The 19719-nt window shown below is 67.6% G+C and carries 15 protein-coding genes; 7 read left to right on the top strand and 8 right to left on the bottom strand.

Going from position 1 to position 19719, the window contains the following annotated elements:
* Nucleotides 1-2: 2 nt before the first annotated feature.
* The 4 genes from AC5P7E_RS05425 to AC5P7E_RS05410 all read right to left on the bottom strand — a co-directional run bounded on the left by AC5P7E_RS05425 (nucleotide 3) and on the right by AC5P7E_RS05410 (nucleotide 3351).
* The gene (locus AC5P7E_RS05425) at nucleotides 3-743 is read right to left on the bottom strand and encodes a DNA alkylation repair protein (RefSeq protein WP_099530458.1); all 741 of its coding nucleotides are present in this window, start codon (nucleotides 741-743) and stop codon (nucleotides 3-5) included.
* Entirely contained in the window at nucleotides 740-1240 is a 501-nt protein-coding gene (locus AC5P7E_RS05420) for a MarR family winged helix-turn-helix transcriptional regulator (protein WP_005414623.1), read from the bottom strand. Before AC5P7E_RS05420 ends, AC5P7E_RS05425 begins: the two co-directional genes overlap by 4 nt.
* 72 nt (nucleotides 1241-1312) lie before the next feature.
* Entirely contained in the window at nucleotides 1313-2611 is a 1299-nt protein-coding gene (locus AC5P7E_RS05415) for a sensor histidine kinase (protein WP_114618307.1), read from the bottom strand.
* A 32-nt stretch (nucleotides 2612-2643) separates the two neighbouring features.
* A complete protein-coding gene (locus AC5P7E_RS05410; protein WP_049396398.1) occupies nucleotides 2644-3351 on the bottom strand; it encodes a response regulator in 708 nt (235 codons plus the stop codon).
* Nucleotides 3352-3457: 106 nt separating this feature from the next.
* Between AC5P7E_RS05410 and AC5P7E_RS05405 the strand changes: the two genes are divergently transcribed.
* Nucleotides 3458-4387: a pepsin/retropepsin-like aspartic protease family protein gene (locus AC5P7E_RS05405; RefSeq protein ID WP_049396396.1), complete on the top strand. Its 930-nt coding sequence runs from the start codon at nucleotides 3458-3460 to the stop codon at nucleotides 4385-4387.
* A gap of 67 nt (nucleotides 4388-4454) precedes the next feature.
* Entirely contained in the window at nucleotides 4455-5618 is a 1164-nt protein-coding gene (locus AC5P7E_RS05400; protein ID WP_065183218.1) for a serine hydrolase domain-containing protein, read from the top strand.
* A 43-nt stretch (nucleotides 5619-5661) separates the two neighbouring features.
* Here AC5P7E_RS05400 and AC5P7E_RS05395 read toward each other — a convergent pair whose 3' ends face one another.
* The 3 genes from AC5P7E_RS05395 to AC5P7E_RS05385 all read right to left on the bottom strand — a co-directional run bounded on the left by AC5P7E_RS05395 (nucleotide 5662) and on the right by AC5P7E_RS05385 (nucleotide 8426).
* Nucleotides 5662-6273 carry a DUF6445 family protein gene (locus tag AC5P7E_RS05395; protein ID WP_005411225.1) on the bottom strand — a complete coding sequence of 204 codons (612 nt, stop codon included), beginning with the start codon at nucleotides 6271-6273 and terminating at the stop codon, nucleotides 5662-5664.
* Nucleotides 6274-6407: 134 nt separating this feature from the next.
* Complete coding sequence (gene groL, locus AC5P7E_RS05390; protein WP_005411226.1) at nucleotides 6408-8057, bottom strand: chaperonin GroEL; 1650 nt, start codon at nucleotides 8055-8057, stop codon at nucleotides 6408-6410.
* Nucleotides 8058-8138: 81 nt separating this feature from the next.
* On the bottom strand, nucleotides 8139-8426 hold the full coding sequence (locus AC5P7E_RS05385) for a co-chaperone GroES (RefSeq protein WP_005411227.1): 288 nt from the start codon (nucleotides 8424-8426) through the stop codon (nucleotides 8139-8141).
* A 312-nt stretch (nucleotides 8427-8738) separates the two neighbouring features.
* On the opposite strand from AC5P7E_RS05385, the gene AC5P7E_RS05380 reads away from it, so the two are divergent.
* The 5 genes from AC5P7E_RS05380 (at nucleotide 8739) to AC5P7E_RS05360 (ending at nucleotide 17007) form a co-directional block, all read left to right on the top strand.
* The gene (locus tag AC5P7E_RS05380) at nucleotides 8739-10529 is read left to right on the top strand and encodes an endonuclease (RefSeq protein ID WP_495222825.1); all 1791 of its coding nucleotides are present in this window, start codon (nucleotides 8739-8741) and stop codon (nucleotides 10527-10529) included.
* A gap of 68 nt (nucleotides 10530-10597) precedes the next feature.
* Entirely contained in the window at nucleotides 10598-10936 is a 339-nt protein-coding gene (gene cutA / locus AC5P7E_RS05375) for a divalent-cation tolerance protein CutA (RefSeq protein ID WP_049396392.1), read from the top strand.
* The gene (locus AC5P7E_RS05370) at nucleotides 10933-13305 is read left to right on the top strand and encodes a protein-disulfide reductase DsbD family protein (RefSeq protein WP_114618276.1); all 2373 of its coding nucleotides are present in this window, start codon (nucleotides 10933-10935) and stop codon (nucleotides 13303-13305) included. Before cutA ends, AC5P7E_RS05370 begins: the two co-directional genes overlap by 4 nt.
* Nucleotides 13302-13865, top strand: coding sequence for a TlpA family protein disulfide reductase (locus AC5P7E_RS05365; protein ID WP_114618277.1), 564 nt, complete (start codon nucleotides 13302-13304; stop codon nucleotides 13863-13865). Before AC5P7E_RS05370 ends, AC5P7E_RS05365 begins: the two co-directional genes overlap by 4 nt.
* A gap of 622 nt (nucleotides 13866-14487) precedes the next feature.
* Nucleotides 14488-17007 carry a PepSY domain-containing protein gene (locus AC5P7E_RS05360; protein ID WP_197633387.1) on the top strand — a complete coding sequence of 840 codons (2520 nt, stop codon included), beginning with the start codon at nucleotides 14488-14490 and terminating at the stop codon, nucleotides 17005-17007.
* Between the two features lie 46 nt (nucleotides 17008-17053).
* Here AC5P7E_RS05360 and AC5P7E_RS05355 read toward each other — a convergent pair whose 3' ends face one another.
* A complete protein-coding gene (locus tag AC5P7E_RS05355; RefSeq protein WP_114618279.1) occupies nucleotides 17054-19591 on the bottom strand; it encodes a methyl-accepting chemotaxis protein in 2538 nt (845 codons plus the stop codon).
* Between the last annotated feature and the right edge of the window lie 128 nt (nucleotides 19592-19719).

Below are 19719 nucleotides of genomic sequence, written 5' to 3'. Positions count from 1 at the left end.
CACTACCGGAGCGAGCGCAGCGCGCGTTTGCGGATGTAGGCGTTGGCGTCGCTGTGGCGCTCATGCTGCCAACGCGTACACAGCTGGCGCAGCCACTGCGGCTGAGTCTTGCCGGCATCGTTGAGCCAGTTTCCGACCGAATCCTGCACATAGCGTTCCGGATCGTCGGCCAGTGCTTCCAGCAGCGCGGATGCATGTTCCGGGCGCTGCTTGAACAGTGCGATATGCGTGGCCCAGACACCGCGCGGACGCAGTGCTTCGCAGGCGAAGCGGCGCAGGTACGGCGATGTTTCCTGTGACCACGGTTGCAGGTGCTCCAGCGCCTGCAGTGGTGCGGCAACGATGTCCGTGCGTAGTGCCAGCCACGCCCATTCGCGCACACCGAAATGGGGGTCATCGGCCAGTGTGCGCATCTGCTGCAGTTTCCCTGCCAGCGTTGCGCGGGCATCGCTGCCGATCAGGTAGCAGGCCCAGCCACGCACGGTATCGGAGCTGTGATGCTGCCAAAGCGCAGGCGCCCCCTGCCCCGCCTCACGCAGCAGTTGCGCAGCCAGGGCCATGCGCAGCGTGATGCCCTTGCCTGAGGCGTCCCGCATGCGTTGCTGCGCCTCCGGTGCAAGCGCAGGCGCCACCACCTGCAGCAGCGCGGCAAAATCCACTGCCAGGCATTCTGCCAGATGGGTGGCGGGGACGCGGCCGGTGTTGAGTGCTTGCCGGCGTTCCGCAGGAATGGCCGTGCTCATGCTGCGGATTCCCGCCCGGCGTCCGTGTGCTGCCAGACCTTGTGCAGCAGCTGTGACAGCTGCTGCTGTTCATCAGCATCCAGGCCGTTGAACAGCCCACCGATCCATTGCGTGTGCTGCTCGAACAGCGATTCGGCCAAACGCTTTCCCGGTGCGGTCAGCACGATCTGCAGGCGGCGGCCATCCCCGTCATCGTTGCGACGCTGCAGCAGGCCTTCGCGCTGCAGGCCATCGAGCAGGCCGCTGATGGTGGCGCGGGTCACGCCGGCGCGCTCGGCCAGCACATGCGGCGGCAGTGCGCCACCGGCCCCGTGCAACAGGAACAGCACGATGAAGCGACCCTCGCTGAGCCCATGCGGTGCCAGCCGCGCGGCGCAGTCGCGATCGATCGACGAGGACAGCGAGAGCAGCTGGAAACACAGGCGCAGCGGCGCGATGTTGGCGTGACCGCGTCGCTGCGCTTCCTCGATCAGGGCATGGTGCTTGGCTTCGATCATCTCACGCACGTGATATGGTTAGGCGCCTAATCATACAGCAAAACAGCCGCTGCCTGTAAACCACAGCCGATATCAGGTGAACTTTCCCAGCAGCAGGCACGCAATCAGCCCGCCGCCCTCCCGGTGCAGCAGCTGCAGTTCGCCCGCGTGCCGCCTCGCCACATTGGCGGCCACTGCCAGCCCAAGTCCCGCTCCACCGGTGGTGCGACTACGAGAACGCTCGCTGCGCTGGAACGGTTGCAGCAGGCGTACTCGGTCGCCCTCGGCGATACCTGGGCCCCGATCCATCACCTCCAGCTGGACCCCTCGCTCAACCACGGCAAGCCGCAGTTCCATCGCCCCGGCATAGCGATCGGCATTGTCGATAAGGTTGTCGAACGCGCGCCGAAGCAGCAGCGCGTCGCCGTGCCAGGGCAGACTGTCCGGCCCCTGGATGGAGATCTCGACACCGCGCAGCAACGCTGCCTGCACGCACTCCTCCAGCAGCGCGGCCAGATCCAGCGGGCGCATCTGCAACGGCTGCAATTCGCCGCGTGCGTAATCGAGCACCTGCTCGATCATCGTGTCCATGCGCTCGATGTCCGCCACCATCCGGGCCGCCTGTGGTGTGGGCGCGAACTCGGCGCGCAGTCGCAGGCCGGTCAATGGTGTGCGCAGGTCGTGCGCCACTGCAGCCAGCATATGGGTCATGTCCTGGGCCTGCGCACGCAGGCGCTCTCGACCGGTGCCGATCGCGGCGGCCAGCATCTGTACCTCGCGCGGGCCATCATCCGGCAGGGGCGTGTCGGCTTGCAGGTCCACACGTGCACTGGCATCGGCCAAGCGTCGTAGTGGACGCCCCAGCCGGATCGATGCCCACGCCGCCAGCGGCGCCAGCAACACGGCACCGCCCAGCAGCGCCAGTATCACCTGTCGCCGCCAAGCTGCCAGATCACTGTGATCGCTGCCGACCACCTGCCATCGGCCATCGGCCTGGCGCACGCCCAGTTCAAACGGCGGCCATTGCATCGCGGTCAGCAGCGCGGCCTGCGCCTTCAGTACACCGACCCGCGCCGTGCCGTCGAGCACAGCGCCGCCTTCGATGACCTGCACATCAGGCGCCTTGCCCTGTCCGCTCCAGACCAGGCGCACCTCCTTCGCCGGCAAACCCAGCTGCAGCGCCGCCAACTGGGTGAGCCAGTCACTGGCACTGCCCTGTGGTGGCGCATCCTGCGTCGCCAGATGCAGGCCCAGTGGTGCCGCGGCCTGCTCCCCCCGCAGCACCTGCACGGCCTGGTCCAACCGCATCGGTGGCGGCGCGGGCCGAGGCATCCAGCCAACCACGGCCACGCTGACCAGTGTCGCCAGCAGCAGGCTGGCCAGGGCCAGCATCGTGATCCAACGCGCGGTCGGCCACCGGCTGTTCACAGCACCTGTACCTCGGCGTGGAAGCGATAGCCTTCGCCACGCGATGTCTGCACCAGGGCTTCCGCACCGGGTGAGGCCTGCCCGAGCTTGCGGCGCAGGCGGCTGATCGCCAGGTCGATCGCGCGGTCGACGCTGTCACTCGGTTCGCCACGGCTCAGCTGCAGCAGCTGCTCGCGCCCCAGCACCCGCCCGGGGCGTTCGGCCAGCGCCAGCAACAGGCTGAATTCACCACGGCTGAGCACCAGCTCGTTCCCATCCGGCGCCAGCAGGCGACGTTGTTCCGGCAGCAACCGCCAACCAGAAAAGCGCAGTTCACTGGCTACCTGCGCGCGCAGCTTGTCCTGCCGGCGCAGCAGCGCGCGTACCCGCGCCAGCAGCTCGCGCGGATCGAACGGCTTGGCCAGATAGTCGTCCGCGCCCATCTCCAGGCCGATCACCCTGTCCGGTGCGCTGCCCATCGCCGACAGCATCAGGATCGGAATGGCCCGTGCCTGCAGCCGGCGGCAGACCGACAGGCCATCCTCACCGGGCATCATCCAGTCGAGGATGATCACGTCCGGGCGATCGACCTGCAGCAGCACGTCCAGCGCCGTCGCGTCCGCTGCCACCCGTACCTGGTAGCCATGCAGCAACAGGCAATCGGCGATGGCATCACGGATGCTGGCGTCGTCATCGACAACGATGACACGGGCGGGAGTCGTCATGCAGGCAGTATCAGGCAGGTCTGTATCAGGACGGTATCAACGCCGATGTTCCCGCGATACGCCGCTGCGCGCCAATGGTCACCCATGATCACTGCGGAGACCTGCCTTGCGCCTCATCCCATTCGTCCTGCTTGCTGCCCCGCTGGCTGCGCTGGCGTCCGATTCCCCCGAACACATCCTGCCGATGTGGATGCAGGGCGGTCATCCGGCCGTGGCCGTGTCGCTGGACGGGCGTGCCGAACCGCTGCGCTTCGTGGTCGACAGCGCGGCAGGCGCCACGCTGGTCGATGACCGCGTCGTGCGGCGCTACGGTCTGGGAGATGCGGATGCGGAGGTATCACAGGCCCAAGGGGCAAGTGCAGCCTCCGCGCGGCTGCAGCGCATACGCAGAACGTCCTGGCAGCTGGGCAGTTGGCAGCTGCAGGCCCAAGCCATGAAGGTCGATCTGTCGTCGTTGCCGAAGGACGATGATCCGGCCATTGACGGCTTGATCGGCAACGATCTGACCGGACGCTGGGACACCCGTTGGGACTTCGGCCGCAATCAACTGGCGCTGTGGACACCCGGCGGATTGAACCTGGAAGGACCGGGTTGCCAGCCCAATGCGCTGCCCGGACGCACTGACGGCCTGCGCCAGTTCGGCTTCATCATGCTTGCACTGGGCGCGCCCGCGGTGGACGCCATCGCCGTGGTCGACACCGGTGCCGCGCAGACCGTCCTCAACGCCGAAGCAGCCCGCGCACTGGGGCTGCGCACCGACGGCAGCGACGCACGGGTGCGGGTGCGTGAAAAGGGCACCGAAGGCCTGGGCGGCGGAAAGCAGGCAACCTGGCTCTACACCCTGCCCGGCATGACCGGCAACGGCTGGCAGCACCCATCGATGGAGGTCCGCATCAGCGAACTGCCAGTGTTCAAGGCGATCGGCCTGGAGGGCCGGCCGGCGCTGATCCTTGGTGCGGATGCAATGCGCGGCGGCCAGGTGGACATCGGTGCCGGCGCGTCCCGGATCTGCCTGCGCCAGCCGCAGGCCAGCTGACATCCGGCAATGACGCCAGCGGCAGCCTGGCGTAGCATCACCGTGCGCCCCACCAGGAATTCCACGCATGTGCCGTGCTGCCCTGATGTTGCTGACGCTGTTCCCGCTGGCCGTGCTGGCTGCACCTCCCCCGGTACCCTCGCCGGCCCGCATCGATGCCGAAGCGCAGCGGTTGATGCAGGCCGCACAGGCGCGCGGCATGGCACTGGCGGTGATCGACGGCGGCAAGGTGGTGCACGTCGCCGCCTACGGCGAGCGCAATACCGCAGGCGAGCCACTGCGCACCGATACGGTGATGTACGCCGCCTCGCTGACCAAGATGGCATTCGGCCATCTGGTCGCGCAGCTGGCGCAGGACCGCAGGATCGATCTGGATGCCAGCATCGCCACAGCGCTGGACAAGCCGTTGCCGGACTATCCGCCCGAAACGAAGAAGTACGCCGACTACCGCGTGCTGGCCGATGATGCGCGCTGGCGCCAGCTCACCCCACGCCTGCTGCTCAACCACGCCAGTGGCTTTGCCAACTTCGGGTTTCTTGAACCGGACGGCCGGCTGAAGTTCCACTTCGATCCAGGCAGCCGCTACGGCTATTCCGGCGAAGGGCTGATCCTGCTGCAGTTCGTGATCGAACGCGGACGGCTGGGCGAGGATGTGGGTGCGTTGATGCAGCAGCGGGTATTCGACCGCTTCGGCATGACCCGCACCAGCATGATGTGGCGCGGGGACTTCGCCGCCAACCTGGCCGACGGCTGGACCATGGAGGGCACCGCCGAGCCGCACGATGAGCGCAGCCGCGTGCGCGCGGCCGGTTCGATGGATACCACCATCGCCGACATGGCCCGTTTCGCCGCCGGCTACGTGCGCGGCGATGGGCTGTCAGCGACGATGCGCAAGGAGCTGGTGCGGCCGCAGCTGCCGATCACCACCGCCAGCCAGTTCCCCACCCTGCAGCCGGAGCTGCCGAAGGCGCTGCAGCGCAAGGACCTGGCGGCCGGCCTGGGAGTGGTGACGTTCCGTGGCCCGCAAGGCGCGGGCTTCTACAAGGGCGGCCACGATGATGCGGTCGGTAATACGCTGGTGTGCGTCGAGCAGCAGCAGCGCTGCGTGGTGATCCTGGGCAACGATGTGCGCGCCGAGGCGACCTTCCCGGCGCTGGTGGCCTTCGTGCTCGGCGACATCGGCGTACCGTGGCAGTGGGAGTACGGCGCAGCGAAGGCATTCGTGAAGTAGGCATTCGTGAAGTAGATCCACGCGATGCGTGGATGACCTCCCTTCAACGCGCCTGCTCGAAGAACATCAGGTAGACCAGCCGCCCATTCTCCGGCCGGTCGCCGAAGGCCGGGCCGGCGGTATGCCAGAACCACGGGCGCAGCAGCACCAGGCGGTTGAAGCGCATCGGGATGCGCATGGTCATTTCCCACTGGCTGTCGTCGACGCTGTCGCGCTCGATGATGTCCCGATGCATGTCGCCGCCGTTGGCGTAGCCCAGCGCAGCCAGCTCGTGGGCGTTCAGCGCCATGCGCTCGGTGTTGGTGCGGCGATGGCGGAAGAACTCGGTACCCCCTTCGCAGTGCTCCGGGGCGCTGAGGTAGAGGATGCCGGACCAGTGCGAATGGTCGGTGTGCACCTTGGCGCGACCCACATCGCTGGCCAGGGTCAGCCGGAACTTGCCGTGCGACTGCAACGGATTGACCGGCCGCAGCGGCTCGTTGACCAACCGCGACGCGGCCTCGGACAGGCCGTCCAGCTCCAGCCGTTCGAGCGAATTACGCCCGGGGAATGCCCCCTCCTGCGCCGGATAGGTCAGGCCCAGGCCGGCCTGGCGCAGGCCGTGTGCATCGGCTGGAGAGAGGAAGTCGTCGACGACGATGAACGAGGTAGGCATGGTCTGCGAGCGTAGCGACGCGGCGCCATGGCGGCAACCGGACAACAAAAAAACCCCGCCTCGCGGCGGGGTTTTTCCTTGCATCGGGGAGACGCGCCGACCAGGGCCGGCAACGTCCGACGCGGGCGTGGGCCTTAGAAGTCCATGCCGCCCATGCCACCCATGCCGCCCATGCCACCGGCGCCGCCCATGGCCGGCTCGTCCTTCTTCGGAGCTTCGGCAACCATGGCTTCGGTGGTGATCATCAGGCCAGCGATCGAGGCCGCGTTCTGCAGCGCCGAACGGGTCACCTTGGTCGGGTCCAGGATGCCGAACTGCAGCATGTCGCCGAACTCGCCGGTAGCGGCGTTGTAGCCGAAGCTGCCGGTGCCTTCCTTGACCTTGTTGATGATGACCGACGGCTCGTCACCGGCGTTGGCGACGATCTCGCGCAGCGGGGCTTCCATCGCACGCAGGGCGATCTGGATGCCGTGGTTCTGGTCTTCGTTGGCGCCCTTCAGGCCGGCCAGCGCGGTGATCGCGCGGACCAGGGCAACGCCGCCGCCCGGAACCACGCCTTCTTCAACGGCCGCACGGGTGGCGTGCAGGGCGTCGTCGACGCGATCCTTCTTTTCCTTCATTTCGATTTCGGTCGAGGCGCCGACCTTGATCACGGCAACACCGCCGGCCAGCTTGGCCACGCGTTCCTGCAGCTTCTCGCGGTCGTAATCCGAGGAGGTGTCCTGGATCTGGGTCTTGATCTGCGCCACGCGTGCATCAACGTTGGCCTTGTCGCCGACGCCGTCGATGATGGTGGTGTTCTCCTTGGAGACCTGCACCTTCTTGGCGCGGCCCAGGTCCTTGATGGTGGCCTTCTCCAGCGACAGGCCGACTTCTTCGGAGATCACGGTGCCGCCGGTCAGCACGGCCATGTCTTCCAGCATCGCCTTGCGACGGTCGCCGAAGCCCGGAGCCTTGACGGCCACGACCTTGACGATGCCACGGATGGTGTTGACGACCAGGGTGGCCAGCGCTTCGCCTTCAACTTCCTCGGCCACGATCAGCAGCGGCTTGCCGGCCTTGGCGACGCCTTCCAGCACCGGCAGCAGGTCACGGACGTTGGAGATCTTCTTGTCGTGCAGCAGGATGAACGGGTCATCCAGGTCAGCGGTCTGCGACTGCTGGTTGTTGATGAAGTACGGCGACAGGTAGCCGCGGTCGAACTGCATGCCCTTGACCACGTCCAGCTCGTTGTCCAGGCCCGAGCCTTCTTCAACGGTGATGACGCCTTCCTTGCCGACTTCCTTCATCGCGTCAGCGATGATCTGGCCGATCGACTCGTCCGAGTTGGCCGAGATGGTACCGACCTGGGCGATCGCCTTGTCGTCGGCGGTCGGCTTGGAGATGTTCTTCAGCTCGGCGACGGCGGCCGAAACGGCCTTGTCGATACCGCGCTTGAGGTCCATCGGGTTCATGCCGGCGGCAACGGCCTTGGCGCCTTCGCGGATCAGGGCCTGGGCCAGCACGGTGGCGGTGGTGGTGCCGTCGCCGGCATCGTCGTTGGTGCGCGAAGCAACTTCCTTCACCATCTGCGCGCCCATGTTCTCGAACTTGTCAGCCAGTTCGATTTCCTTGGCGACGGAGACGCCGTCCTTGGTGATGGTCGGGGCGCCGAAGCTCTTTTCCAGCACGACGTTGCGGCCCTTCGGGCCCAGGGTGGCCTTGACGGCATTGGCGAGAACGTTGACGCCGCGCACCATGCGCGAACGGGCGTCTTCACCGAAACGAATATCCTTGGCAGCCATTGCATTTACCTCATTGGTAGCGCCGGACGATGCCCGGCGGCTGGGAGTTTGGGATCAGGTTGAAACAGGTCGCGCCGAGGCTCAGCCGATGACGGCGAGCACGTCGTCTTCGCGCAGGACCTTGTATTCGACGCCTTCGCTCTTGTACGAGCTGCCGGCGTACTGGCCATAGATGACCTTGTCGCCGACCTTCAGCGACGGCGCGCGCACGTTGCCGTTGTCCAGCGGCTTGCCCGGGCCGACGGCCACGACCTCACCCTTGGTGGACTTTTCCTTGGCCGAGTCGGGGATGACGATGCCACCGGCGGAGATTTCGTCGGCTTCGATCGGCTTGACCACAACGCGGTCGTGCAGCGGCTTGATGCTCATAGGAGACCTCTTAAGTGATTGATTGGTCTAAAAAAGTCCGGCGATGTTAGCACTCACCCCAGGCGAGTGCCAGAACCGCACGTGAAGAAACCCGACAACGTCGGGAGCAGGGCAGAGATGGAGCCCCGCCGCCCCCTTTCAAGGGCGGAATGAAAAAAATTTTTCCACCCGCGCGCCTCGGCCAAGGCGTCGGTCCTGGACAATTTCGGTGACAAGCGTCGCACTGTCAGATATCTGACGTTCATTTACGACAAAGTGTCACTGGATCGGCCTTAGGCTCGGTCACGCATTCCCAATCACAAGGAGTAGTCGATGCGATTGCTGTCCCCGCTTGCCGCCGCCTGCCTGCTGGCACTGGCCGCGGCGCCGGCCCAGGCCGAGGTCTTCATCAATGAACTGCACTACGACGACAGCACCGCCGCCGGTGACGTCGGCGAAGCCATCGAAGTGGTCGCTACCGCTGGTGAAGACCTGTCCGGCTACCGCCTCTACCTCTACAACGGCAGCAATCCTTCGGCCGCCACGGTCTACGCCAACAACCCGGTCCCGGCCGGCACCGCCGCCGGTTGCGGCAGCGCCAGCATCGCCGTGGTCAACTACCCGACCAACGGCATCCAGAACGGCCCGAACGACGGCATCGCCTTGGTCGACGCCAGCGGCAAGGTGGTCCAGTTCCTCAGCTACGAGGGCGCCATCACCGCCTCCGGTGGCCCTGCCGCCGGCCTGACCAGCCAGAACATTCCGGTGGCCGAGACCAACAGCACGGCCCCCGGCACCTCGCTGCAGCTGACCGGCAGCGGCAGCCAGTACGCCCACTTCACCTGGGCCGAGTCGGCCAGGCAGACCTTCGGCAGCTGCAACAACGGCCAGACCTTCAGCGGCGGCACCACCCCCGGCCCGAACACGCCGCCGTCGGTGTCCACTACCACCCCGGCGCAGGGCAGCAGCACCTTCCCGGCCGCCGCCGATCTGGAAGTGGTGTTCAGCGAAACCGTGAACCTCGCCAGCGGCGCCTTCGCGCTGAGCTGCGGTACCTCCGGCAGCGTGCCGCTGACCTTCCCGGCCAGCGGGCGCAGCGTGAAGCTGTCCACCAACACCGCGCTGGTGGCCGGTGAAGCCTGCCGCTTCGACATCCGCGCCGCGCGCATCACCGACCTGCAGGGCGCACACCCGGCGGCCGACAGCCGCATCGCCTTCACCGTGGCCAGCACCGGCGGCAATCCGGACCCGGGCAACCCTGGCGTGCCGGCCGGCTACTACTCCAAGGTCAACACCAGCAGCCCGAGCCAGCTGCGCTGCTCGCTGCACGCGACAATCAAGGGCCACACCGCCTACCCGTACAGCGGCTCGGGCACCAGTACCTGGACCATCCTGGAGATCGCAGACGAGGACCCGAACAACCCGAACCGCATCCTCGACGCGTATCGCAACCGCAGCTACGCCAAGGTGACCGATCGCGCCGGCAGCGGCAGTGGCCTGAAGTACAACCGCGAGCACACCTGGCCGAACTCGCTGGGTTTTGCCACCACCACGGGTGACAAGGGCCTGCCGTACGCGCCGTATACCGACACCCACATGCTGTACCTGACCGATTCACAGTGGAACGCCGACCGTGGCAACAAGCCGTTCGGCAAGTGCGACGCCAGCTGCGGCGAGCGCGCCACCGAGGCCAACAACGGCCAGGGTGGCGGCAGTGGTGGCTATCCGGGCAACTCCAACTGGGTGCGCACGCCGGACGGCAACACCGGCACGTTCGAGGTGTGGGGCAAGCGCAAGGGCGACATGGCGCGTGCGGTGATGTACATGGCGATCCGCTACGAGGGCGGCAAGGATGCAGCCACTGGCCAGTCCGAGCCGGACCTGGAGCTGACCGACGACCGCAGCAGGATCGTCAAGACCAGCAGCTCGCCGGCCTACATGGGCCTGCTGTCGACGCTGATCGACTGGCACCTGTCCGACCCGCCGGATGATGCCGAGCGTGCGCGCAATGACGTGATCTACAGCTTCCAGGGCAACCGCAACCCGTTCATCGACCACCCCGAGTGGGCGACCCCTGGCCTGTTCACCTCGGCCAAGCCGACCACCTGCCAGCTGGCCAACTGACCGCGCAACGCAGCGGTCCACGGCCGCCGCCGGGTCCTGACCCGGCGGCGGCCCTATACTCGACGGTCATGTCGACCGTCGATCCCGTCCTGCTGCTGTTGACCACCTGCCCGGACCGGGCCAGTGCCGAGCGCATCGCGCACGCGCTGGTTGGCGAGCGCCTGGCCGCGTGCGTGACCCGCCTCGATGGCGCGCAGTCGACCTACCGCTGGCAGGGCGAGGTGACCACCGACGCCGAGCTGCAGCTGCTGGTGAAGACCACCGCGAGTCGCGTCAATGACGCAATCGCCCGGATCGTCGAACTGCATCCGTATGAACTCCCGGAGTGCATCGCGGTCGAAACCCGGGCCGGCCTGCCGGCGTATCTGGACTGGATCCGGGCACAGACCCGGGAGGACACTGATTGAAGACTCTGTTTGCGCGTGGCGCCGCCCTGTGCGCCCTGATGTGGCTCTCGCTGCCGGCGTTCGCCCTGGATGAGAAAGACCTGCTGCCGGTGGACCAGGCATTCGCGCTGACCGCCACCGCCCCCGAACGTGGCCAGGTGCAACTGCAGTTCAAGATCGCGCCCGGCTATTACCTGTATCGCCACCGCACCAGCGTCAAGGCCGACCCGGCCTTCAATGCCGGCGCGCTGCAGATGCCCAAGGGCGACAAGCACCACGACGATTTCTTCGGCGAGGTCGAAACCTATCGCGAGCGCCTGCAGGCCACCCTGCCCGGCACGCCGACCGAGGCCGCCAGCACCATCAGCCTGGAAGTGCGTTACCAGGGCTGCGCAGATGCCGGTGTCTGTTACCCGCCGCAGAAGCGCGTGGTGCAGGTCACCCTGCCCGGCAGCGGTGCACAGGCCGCGGCCCCTGCCGCGCGCGCCGGTGCGGCCAGTCCGTTCAACAACCCGCTGGCCGGTGCCGGCAACAGCGGCGGCCTGCGCCTGCCAGGTGCGGCCAGCAACAGCCAGGCGCTGCCGCTGCCGTCGGAGCAGGCGTTCGGCTTCGATGCCATCGCCAGCGACGGCAACACCCTGCTGCTGCGCTTCAGCCCGGCACCGGGCTACTACCTGTATCGCGACCGCACCTCGCTGAAGCTGGAAGGCAGCACCGGCGTGCAGGCCGGCACGCCGCGCTGGCCAGCCGCGCAGTCGCATCGCGACGAGCACTTCGGCGATGTCTCGGTGTACTTCAACCAGGTGGAAGTGCCGCTGCCGTTGCGGCGCACGGTTGCCGACGCGGTTGACGGCACCCTCGTGGTGACCTTCCAGGGCTGCCAGACCGATGGCATCTGCTACCCGCCAATGACCCGCCGGGTGAAGCTGTCGATCCCGGCCGGCAAGGTCAGCGCCAGCGCCGACCAGGCACCGCCGCGCAACGAGGTAATCAGCCCGTTGGCTGTGGCGCCACGCGAAGGCGCCAACGGCGCCCCCCTGCGCCTGCTGCCGACGGTGCCCAATACGGATGCCGCCCCCCCGGCCGTCGCAGGCACCGTGGACGGCAATGAATTCGCCGCCGATGCGCGCGGTGACAACGCGCTGCGTACGCGCCCGCCGGCGACCACACCGAACCCGGACCGTTCGTTCGTCTGGGTGCTGCTGCTGGCGCTGGCCGGCGGCCTGGTGTTGAACCTGATGCCCTGCGTGCTGCCGATCCTGTCGCTGAAGGTCCTGAGCCTGGCGCAGAGTGGCGAAAGCCCGCAGCGCGCACGCAGCCACGCGCTCTGGTACACCTTGGGCGTGCTGGTCGCATTCGCGGTGATCGGTGCGTTGATGGTGGGCCTGCGCGCAATCGGCAACGCCGTCGGCATCGGCTTCCAGCTGCAGCACCCGGGCGTGGTGGCGGCGCTGGCCTACATCATGTTCGCGGTAGGCCTGAGCCTGTCCGGCGTGTTCACCCTGGGCGGCGGCATCGGCAACCTGGGCCAGTCGCTGGCCAGCCGCAGCGGCCCGGCCGGTGACTTCTTCACCGGTGCGCTGGCCTGCGTGGTCGGCAGTGCCTGCGTCGGCCCGTTCATGGGTGGCGCGATTGCCTACGCGTTCATTGCCCCGCCGCTGAAGGCGATGACCGTGTTCCTGTTCCTCGGCCTGGGCCTGGCGCTGCCGTTCCTGCTGATCGGCTTCGTGCCGGCGCTGGCGCGCCGCCTGCCCAAGCCCGGCCCGTGGATGGAAACGCTCAAGCACGTGCTGGCCTTCCCGATGTACGCCACCGCGCTGTGGCTGCTGTGGGTGCTGGGCAAGCAGCGCGGCGTGGACGGCATGGCGCTGGTGCTGGGTGGCCTGTTGCTGTTCGCCTTCGGCCTGTGGCTGTTCGAGCGCAACCGCTGGACCGGCTCGCGTGCAGTGACGCTGCTCGGCGTACTGCTGGCGATCGGCGCATTGGTACCGGCCTGGGGCGTGACCCAGCTGGCAGCGCCGGCACGCGCCGCACAGGCCGCCAGCGACAACGTGGTGGAGTATTCGCCGCAGTTGCTGGACCGCCTGCGCGCCGACAACCGCGTGGTGTTCGTCAACATGACCGCCGACTGGTGCGTGAGCTGCAAGGCCAACGAGCGTGCCGTGCTGTCGCGGCCGGAGTTCAAGGACCTGCTCAAGCGCACCAACGCGGTGTACATGCGCGGTGACTACACCAACGTCGATCCGCAGATCACCACGTTCCTGGAAGAGCACAAAGCCGTCGGCGTGCCGCTGTACGTGGTGTACGGCCCCGGCGCACCGCCGACCGTGCTGCCGACCCTGCTGACCCAGGCGGTGGTGGAGGAAGCGCTGCTGCGCACCGCACGATGAAGTGGCAACGGCCAGCGCTGCTGTGGACAGCGGTGCTGGCCGCCGGCCTTGGCCTGTGGGCCGGGCATCGATTGGCTCCTGCGCCGGTTGGGCCTGAGGCCATGCCAGCGGCGCCTGCTGTGGCGGCTGCGGCACCGGCCCTGCAGGTCGGCGACAGCCTGCCCGCGCTGTCGCTGCCCGATCTTGAAGGCCGGCCGCTGGACCTGCGCCAGCACGCTGGCGGTCGCCCGCTGTTGATCAATGTCTGGGCCAGCTGGTGCGCGCCCTGCGTGGAAGAAATGCCCGAACTGGCGCGTTTCGCACATGTCCAGGGCGAGCACGGTGTACAGGTGCTGGGACTGGCGCTGGATACGCCGGAGGACGTGCGCGGTTTCCTGCAGCGGGTACCGGTGGATTATCCGATCGTGATCGAGACCCCGGGGCCGCGCGATGCCAGCGTGCAGCTGGGCAATACCCAGGGCCTGCTGCCCTACAGCGTGCTGTTCGATGCGCAGGGGCGGCTGGTGAAGGCCAAGCTGGGACCGTTCGCCCACGGCGAGATCGACAGCTGGGTGAAGTGAGGGTGTTTTTTGCAGGGCTTGCAGCCCTGCACCCTGCTCGATGCAACGGCAACAGCCAAAGCCAAAGCGGGCATTCCGTGGGATGGCGGGGCAGTGTCGGAGTGCGGGGACGCTGCAAGTACGTCCCTGTAAGCTTGGCAGCCGCATCCATGCGGCTGACACCCCGCACTCCGACACCGCCCCGCCTCTGACAGATCTTCGCGGCTGTTGGTAGGTGTCGACCTTGGTCGACACATCTGTCAGATATCGAATGAAATTCCGGGGTCAGATCCGTTTTCCTACGGAAAACGGATCTGACCCCAAGAGTATTTCCGACAGATCGCAGGAAACTGTCGAAGGCGGGGTGGGTCCGGTTGAGGGGGCGTGAGCCGCATGGATGCGGCGACCGAGCTTACATGGACGTACTTGCAGCGTCCCCCTCAACCGGACCCACCCCGCCAACCCACGGAAAGCCAGCTTTTGACGTTGACGTTGCTCCGGCTTGTAGCGGGTGCAGGGCTGCAAAGCCCTGCAACAAAACCCTCCTTGACCGTAGCCCGTCCGCCACGGAGAATTCCGCGACTAATTCTCATTTGCTGTTGCGCAGGATGCGGGCGGCAGCCTTCCAGGCCCTCCTCCTTCCATGTTCAAGAACGTCCTGTTCCAACTGCACTGGCTGCTGGGCATCACCGCCGGTGCCGTATTGGCCGTGATGGGCCTCAGCGGCGCCGTGCTGTCCTTCGAGGACGAACTGCTGCGCGCGGCCAACCCCGGCTTCGCCGAAATAGCCGAGCACCATGCCGACGGCCAGCTTCCGCTTCAACTCAGCGAACTGGTGCCGCTGCTGCAGGCCGGCAGTGATCGCCCCCTGCAGCGCCTGCGCGTGGACGCCACCGGGCAGCGGCCCTCGGTGGCACGCTTCGCTGGTGGCAAGGAACACTGGGTCTACTTCGACCCGTACAGCGGCGAGCGCTTCAGTGCCTTGCGTGGGCAGGCGTTCTTCGACTTCGTCGAGGACCTGCACCGCCACCTCGCCGCGGGCGAGCGCGGCAAGTGGATCACCGGCAGCTGTGCGATCGCGCTGCTGTTCTTCACCCTGTCCGGTCTTTACCTGCGCTGGCCGCGCCGCTGGTGGCACTGGCGCAGCTGGCTGGCGGTGGAATGGAAACGCAGCGGCCGTGGCTTCCTGTGGAGCCTGCACTCCGTGGTCGGCACCTGGGTGCTGCTGATCTATCTGATGAGTGCGCTGACCGGCCTGTGGTGGTCCTTCGACTGGTATCGCAGTGCCGCCAATACGCTGCTGGGCGTCGCACCGGCCGCCAAGCACAAGGTCGCCACCGGCGCCGCCCTGAACCTGGAGCGCATCGAAGCCACGCTGTATGCCCTGCCCGGCGTGCACACCGGCTACATCGACCTGCGCCTGCCGGAAAAGCCTGGCCAGGCGCTCAACGTGCGGGTGATGGCTGGCGATCCGTCACAGCGCGGTGGCCACCATGACCGTGCACATGATCTGCTGCAGCTGGATCCGGCCAGCGGGGCAATCCTCGATTCGCGCCCCTACGCGCGCCAGGGCGCCGGCGCGCAGCTGGCCACCAGCGTGTTCGCATTGCACTCGGGCAGCTACTTCGGCATGCCCGGGCGTGTCGTGGTGATGCTCAGCAGTCTGGCCATGAGCCTGTTCTTCATCACCGGCTGGATGCTGTACCTGGACCGCCGCCGCAGCCAGCGTGCCGCGCGCGGGCTGCGCCGGTCGCTGCCGGTTGCCACCGATGATGGCCGCGCACCTTGGCTGGTCGTGCATGCCAGCCAGAGCGGGCTGGGCGAGCAGCTGGCCTGGCGTGCCGCCGCGCAGCTGCAGGCCGCTGGCCATGGCGTGCAGGTACTGCCATTGGCCCGGGTCGATGCCACGCAGCTCGCGCGCACTGCGCAGGCATTGTTCGTGCTGAGCACCTTCGGCGATGGCGAGCCGCCGGATGCGGCACGGGGCGCTGCGCGGCGGCTGCTGGCACAAGCGCCCGATCTGTCGGGCCTGCAGTTCGGCCTGCTCGCCCTGGGTGACCGCCAGTACCCGCATTACTGCGGCTTTGGCCGCCAATTCGATGGCTGGCTGCTGGGCAACGGCGCACGTGCGCTGTTCGAGCGCATCGATGTCGATGCCGCCGCGATACCGGCGCTGCGCCAGTGGCAGCAACATCTCGGCGCGCTGACCGGCATCGCCACCGATGACAGCGTGTTGCCGGCCGCGACGCAGATGCACGAGTGGCGCCTGCTCGGCCGTGACCGCCTCAATCCAGGCAGCATGGGCGGCGCCATCTGGCGCATCCGTCTTGCGCCACCGGCCGATGTGCAGTGGCAGGCGGGCGACATCCTGCACATCGCGCCCCGCCACAACGCGCGGCACGCCGCTGCGGTGCTGAAGGCACATGGGTTGGATCCCCAGCAGCCGTTGCTGATTGACGGCCAGCCGCGCACGCTGTTGGCGCTGGCCAGCGAGCGCGAGCTGCCCGATGCCGATGCTGCGCTGGCGGTGCAGGATGCGTGCCTCTGGCTGGCAGGGCTGCCACTGCTGCCGGGGCGCGAGTACTCCATCGCATCCTGTACGGATGACGGTGCGGTCGAACTGGTGGTGCGGCTGGTCCATGACGAAACCGGACGCACCGGCCTGGGTTCGGGCTGGCTGTCGCTGCATGCGCCGGTCGGTGCCAGCATCGTGGCCCGCGTGCACCGCAACCCCGGTTTCCATCGCGTTGGCGGTGCGCCGATGGTGCTGATCGGCAATGGCACCGGCATCGCGGGCCTGCGCAGCCTGCTGCGCGAAGCCGCGCATGCAGGTGAGCACGGGCACTGGCTGCTGTTCGGCGAACGCCAGCGCGCGCACGACTTCCTGTTCGCCGATGAGATCGAAGCGTGGCAGGCCGATGGCCATCTCGCGCGGGTGGACCTGGCGTTCTCGCGCGATGGTGAGGGCGGCTATGTGCAGGATCGCCTGCGTGCAGCAGCCGATGCCCTGCGCGACTGGATGCAGCGTGGTGCGGTCATCCACGTCTGCGGTTCGCTGCTGGGCATGGCCGAAGGCGTGGACCAGGTGCTGCGCGAAGCGCTGGGTGATGAAGAAGTGGAAACGCTGCTGGAGACAGGGCGCTACCGTCGCGACGTGTATTGAGCCACAAGGGTAGTGCCGGCCAGCGGCCGGCACTACCGGAGCACGATCAGGCCGCAGCGCGCGCCTGTGGCATCGACTGCAACTGGAACGCGCCCACCGCTTCGGCCAGCGCGTGTACCTGCGCCTGCATCTGCGCGGTGGAGGCACCAGCCTCTTCCACCAGGCTGGCGTTGCGCTGGGTGCTGGCTTCCATCTGCACGATGGTCTGCTTCACCTGCGCGATGCCGGCATGCTGGTCCTGCGATGCACTGCGGATACCGGCCAGCAGCTCGGCCAGCTGCTGCACGCTGCCAACGATCTCGCCCATCGTGATGCCCGCCTGCTCGGCCTGCTGGTTGCCCTGGCCAACACGCGCCACCGAATCCTCGATCAGTCCTTTGATCTGCTTGGCCGCTTCGGCACTGCGCTGGGCCAGCAGGCGCACTTCCGCAGCCACCACGGCGAAGCTGCGGCCCTGCTCACCTGCGCGCGCGGCTTCCACCGCGGCATTCAGCGCGAGGATGTTGGTCTGGAAAGCGATGCCATCGATCAGCTGGGTGATGTCGCCGATCCGCCGCGAGGCCTCGCTGATGCCATGCATGGTCGCGACCACCTGGCCGACGGCCTCGCCGCCGCGCTGGGCCACCGCGGCCGCCCCCTGCACCAGGGCATCGGCGCGGCCCGCGGCATCGGCGTTGCGGCCAACGGTGTCGGTCAACTCGTGCATCGACGCTGCCGTCTCTTCAAGGTTGGCCGCCTGCTGTTCGGTACGCTGCGACAGATCATGGTGACCGGCAACGATCTCACCCACACCGGTGTCGAGGCTGGACGTCGCCTGCTGGATGCGGGTGACGATGCGGCCCAGTTGCGCGACCGTGGCGTTGGCATCGTCGCGCATGCGTGCGAACACGCCCTGCAGCTCACCTTCCATGCGCACGCTGAGGTCACCACGGGCCAGCGCCGCCAGAAGCGCCTGCAGATCGCCGAGGTTGGTCTCGAAGGTCGCCAGCAGGCGGTTGATGCTGGTCGACAACGTGCGCACGAAGCCCTGTTTTCCCTCCAGCGCGATGCGGCCGTGCAGGTCGCCATGTGCGGCGGCGTCGACCAGTGCTGCCACTTCGGTTTCCAGCAGCGTTTCCAGCGCGCGGCTGCGCCACTCCACTGCCACGCCGAGGAAATGCCCTTCGTCGGTGATGGCATTGGCGATCAACTGATAGCGGACGCCGGCATGACCGATCTCGTGCTCCTCGCGCTGGCGCACGCCAGCCAGGCTGGCCAGTGCCGGATGCAGGCGTACCGCATCGCTCCCCACCAGATCTTCAAGCCGGAGTGCAAGCTGCTCCAGCAGCGCCGGATTGGCGTACGCCACCAGGCCTTCGGCATCGATCACCATCAAGCCGGCCTGTGCGCTGTCCAATGCCTGGCGCACGCGGGTGTTGCCGCGGGCCACCGCACGCTCGGTCTCGATGCGCGCGCGCAGGCGCTGCTGCATGTCGACCAGGCGCTGGGCCAGCTGGCCGATTTCATCGTTGGCGTTGTAGACGCGCAGGGTGGTGTCGAGGCGGTCGTCGGCGATGTCGCTGGCGAAACGCAGGGTGTCCTGGATCGGCTGGCGCACCGCACGCAGCACCAGCACCAGGCTGGTGATCAGCACGCCGGCCACCAGCAGCAGGGTCAGTGCGAACACCACGCTCATGGTGCGCGCGCCGGCCTGCTGGCGTGCCTGCGCCCTGGCCAGCGCCGCCACCTGTGCCTGCTGGAATGCGGCCAACGCCGGCGCTACGCCCGTGGCGGTATCCAGCAGCGACTGCGCTTCCACATCCAGGCCGACGCGGGCAGCGGTATACCCCAGCAGTGCGGCCTGATACGCCTCCATCCCGGTGCGCAGGGTGTCCTGCACATCCGCAGGCAGGCCCGCCAGCGCGAGGTCGAACGGCAGCTTCTCCTCGCTGGCGCGGTCGGCGTGGGTGGAATCACCGTCGAGCAGCAGCAGTGCCTCCTGCCTTCGCATCTTCTGCAGGGACAGCGCCAGCGCTGGCCGCTGCTGCACATCCACCTGCGCCTGCAGGGTGTCGGCGGCCTGCTGCAGCTGCGCAGCGAGGCCGGCATCACCACGGCCCATCTCGTCGACCCGTTCGAACAGGGCGGCCACACCCTGCGAGAACGCGTCGGCGGCTTCGGTCAGCGCCTGCAGGGCCTTGCGCCGGCCAGCATCCATCGGCATCGCGCGCAGCGCCTGCAGATCGGTCTGCAACGCCTTCTGCGTGGCCAACAGCTGCGCGCGGTCGGCATCATCGAAACTGCGTGCATACTGGGTCTGCAGGCGACGCGCTTCGGCCACCCGCGTGGACAGGCTGGCAGCCAGATCGCTGCCGCGCTGGTAGCTGGCCTGGCTGCGCGCAGCCAGTGCGTTGGCATGGCCAGTCCAGGCGTAGACAGCAGCGATCGCCACCAGGCCCAGGCCGCAGATCCACAGTGTGGCCTTGAGCTTGTTGGCCACGCTGAGCCGATGTGGCTGCAGCCAGCGCAGCAGCCCGGGGGACGCCGAGTGCAACGCAGCAAGGCGCGTGCGCAGGGACCGGAGGTGGGGGACAACGGCCGACATGACAGACTCCAGGCGGAAAGACGCACCTGTATCGGCCTGACTCAGGACAACTTTAGCGCTTTCTTCGTCTGCGTCCCCCCATCGCTGGTGGACGCGGTCTTTGTACCGGGTGCAGGCGACGGAGGCAT

It is taken from the genome of Stenotrophomonas sp. YJH_SMC_25, from assembly GCF_059369595.1.
This window is presented reverse-complemented; position numbering and strand designations above follow the sequence as displayed.

Bases quoted from the DNA above. Each gene is read 5' to 3' on its own strand.
- groL (WP_005411226.1), bottom strand. From the start codon at position 8,057: ATGGCTGCCAAGGATATTCGTTTCGGTGAAGACGCCCGTTCGCGCATG.
- AC5P7E_RS05420 (WP_005414623.1), bottom strand. From the start codon at position 1,240: ATGATCGAAGCCAAGCACCATGCCCTGATCGAGGAAGCGCAGCGACGC.
- AC5P7E_RS05360 (WP_197633387.1), top strand. From the start codon at position 14,488: ATGTTCAAGAACGTCCTGTTCCAACTGCACTGGCTGCTGGGCATCACC.
- cutA (WP_049396392.1), top strand. From the start codon at position 10,598: ATGTCGACCGTCGATCCCGTCCTGCTGCTGTTGACCACCTGCCCGGAC.
- AC5P7E_RS05380 (WP_495222825.1), top strand. From the start codon at position 8,739: ATGCGATTGCTGTCCCCGCTTGCCGCCGCCTGCCTGCTGGCACTGGCC.
- AC5P7E_RS05395 (WP_005411225.1), bottom strand. From the start codon at position 6,273: ATGCCTACCTCGTTCATCGTCGTCGACGACTTCCTCTCTCCAGCCGAT.
- AC5P7E_RS05415 (WP_114618307.1), bottom strand. From the start codon at position 2,611: ATGCTGGCCCTGGCCAGCCTGCTGCTGGCGACACTGGTCAGCGTGGCC.
- AC5P7E_RS05385 (WP_005411227.1), bottom strand. From the start codon at position 8,426: ATGAGCATCAAGCCGCTGCACGACCGCGTTGTGGTCAAGCCGATCGAA.
- AC5P7E_RS05355 (WP_114618279.1), bottom strand. From the start codon at position 19,591: ATGTCGGCCGTTGTCCCCCACCTCCGGTCCCTGCGCACGCGCCTTGCT.
- AC5P7E_RS05365 (WP_114618277.1), top strand. From the start codon at position 13,302: ATGAAGTGGCAACGGCCAGCGCTGCTGTGGACAGCGGTGCTGGCCGCC.
- AC5P7E_RS05410 (WP_049396398.1), bottom strand. From the start codon at position 3,351: ATGACGACTCCCGCCCGTGTCATCGTTGTCGATGACGACGCCAGCATC.
- AC5P7E_RS05400 (WP_065183218.1), top strand. From the start codon at position 4,455: ATGTGCCGTGCTGCCCTGATGTTGCTGACGCTGTTCCCGCTGGCCGTG.
- AC5P7E_RS05425 (WP_099530458.1), bottom strand. From the start codon at position 743: ATGAGCACGGCCATTCCTGCGGAACGCCGGCAAGCACTCAACACCGGC.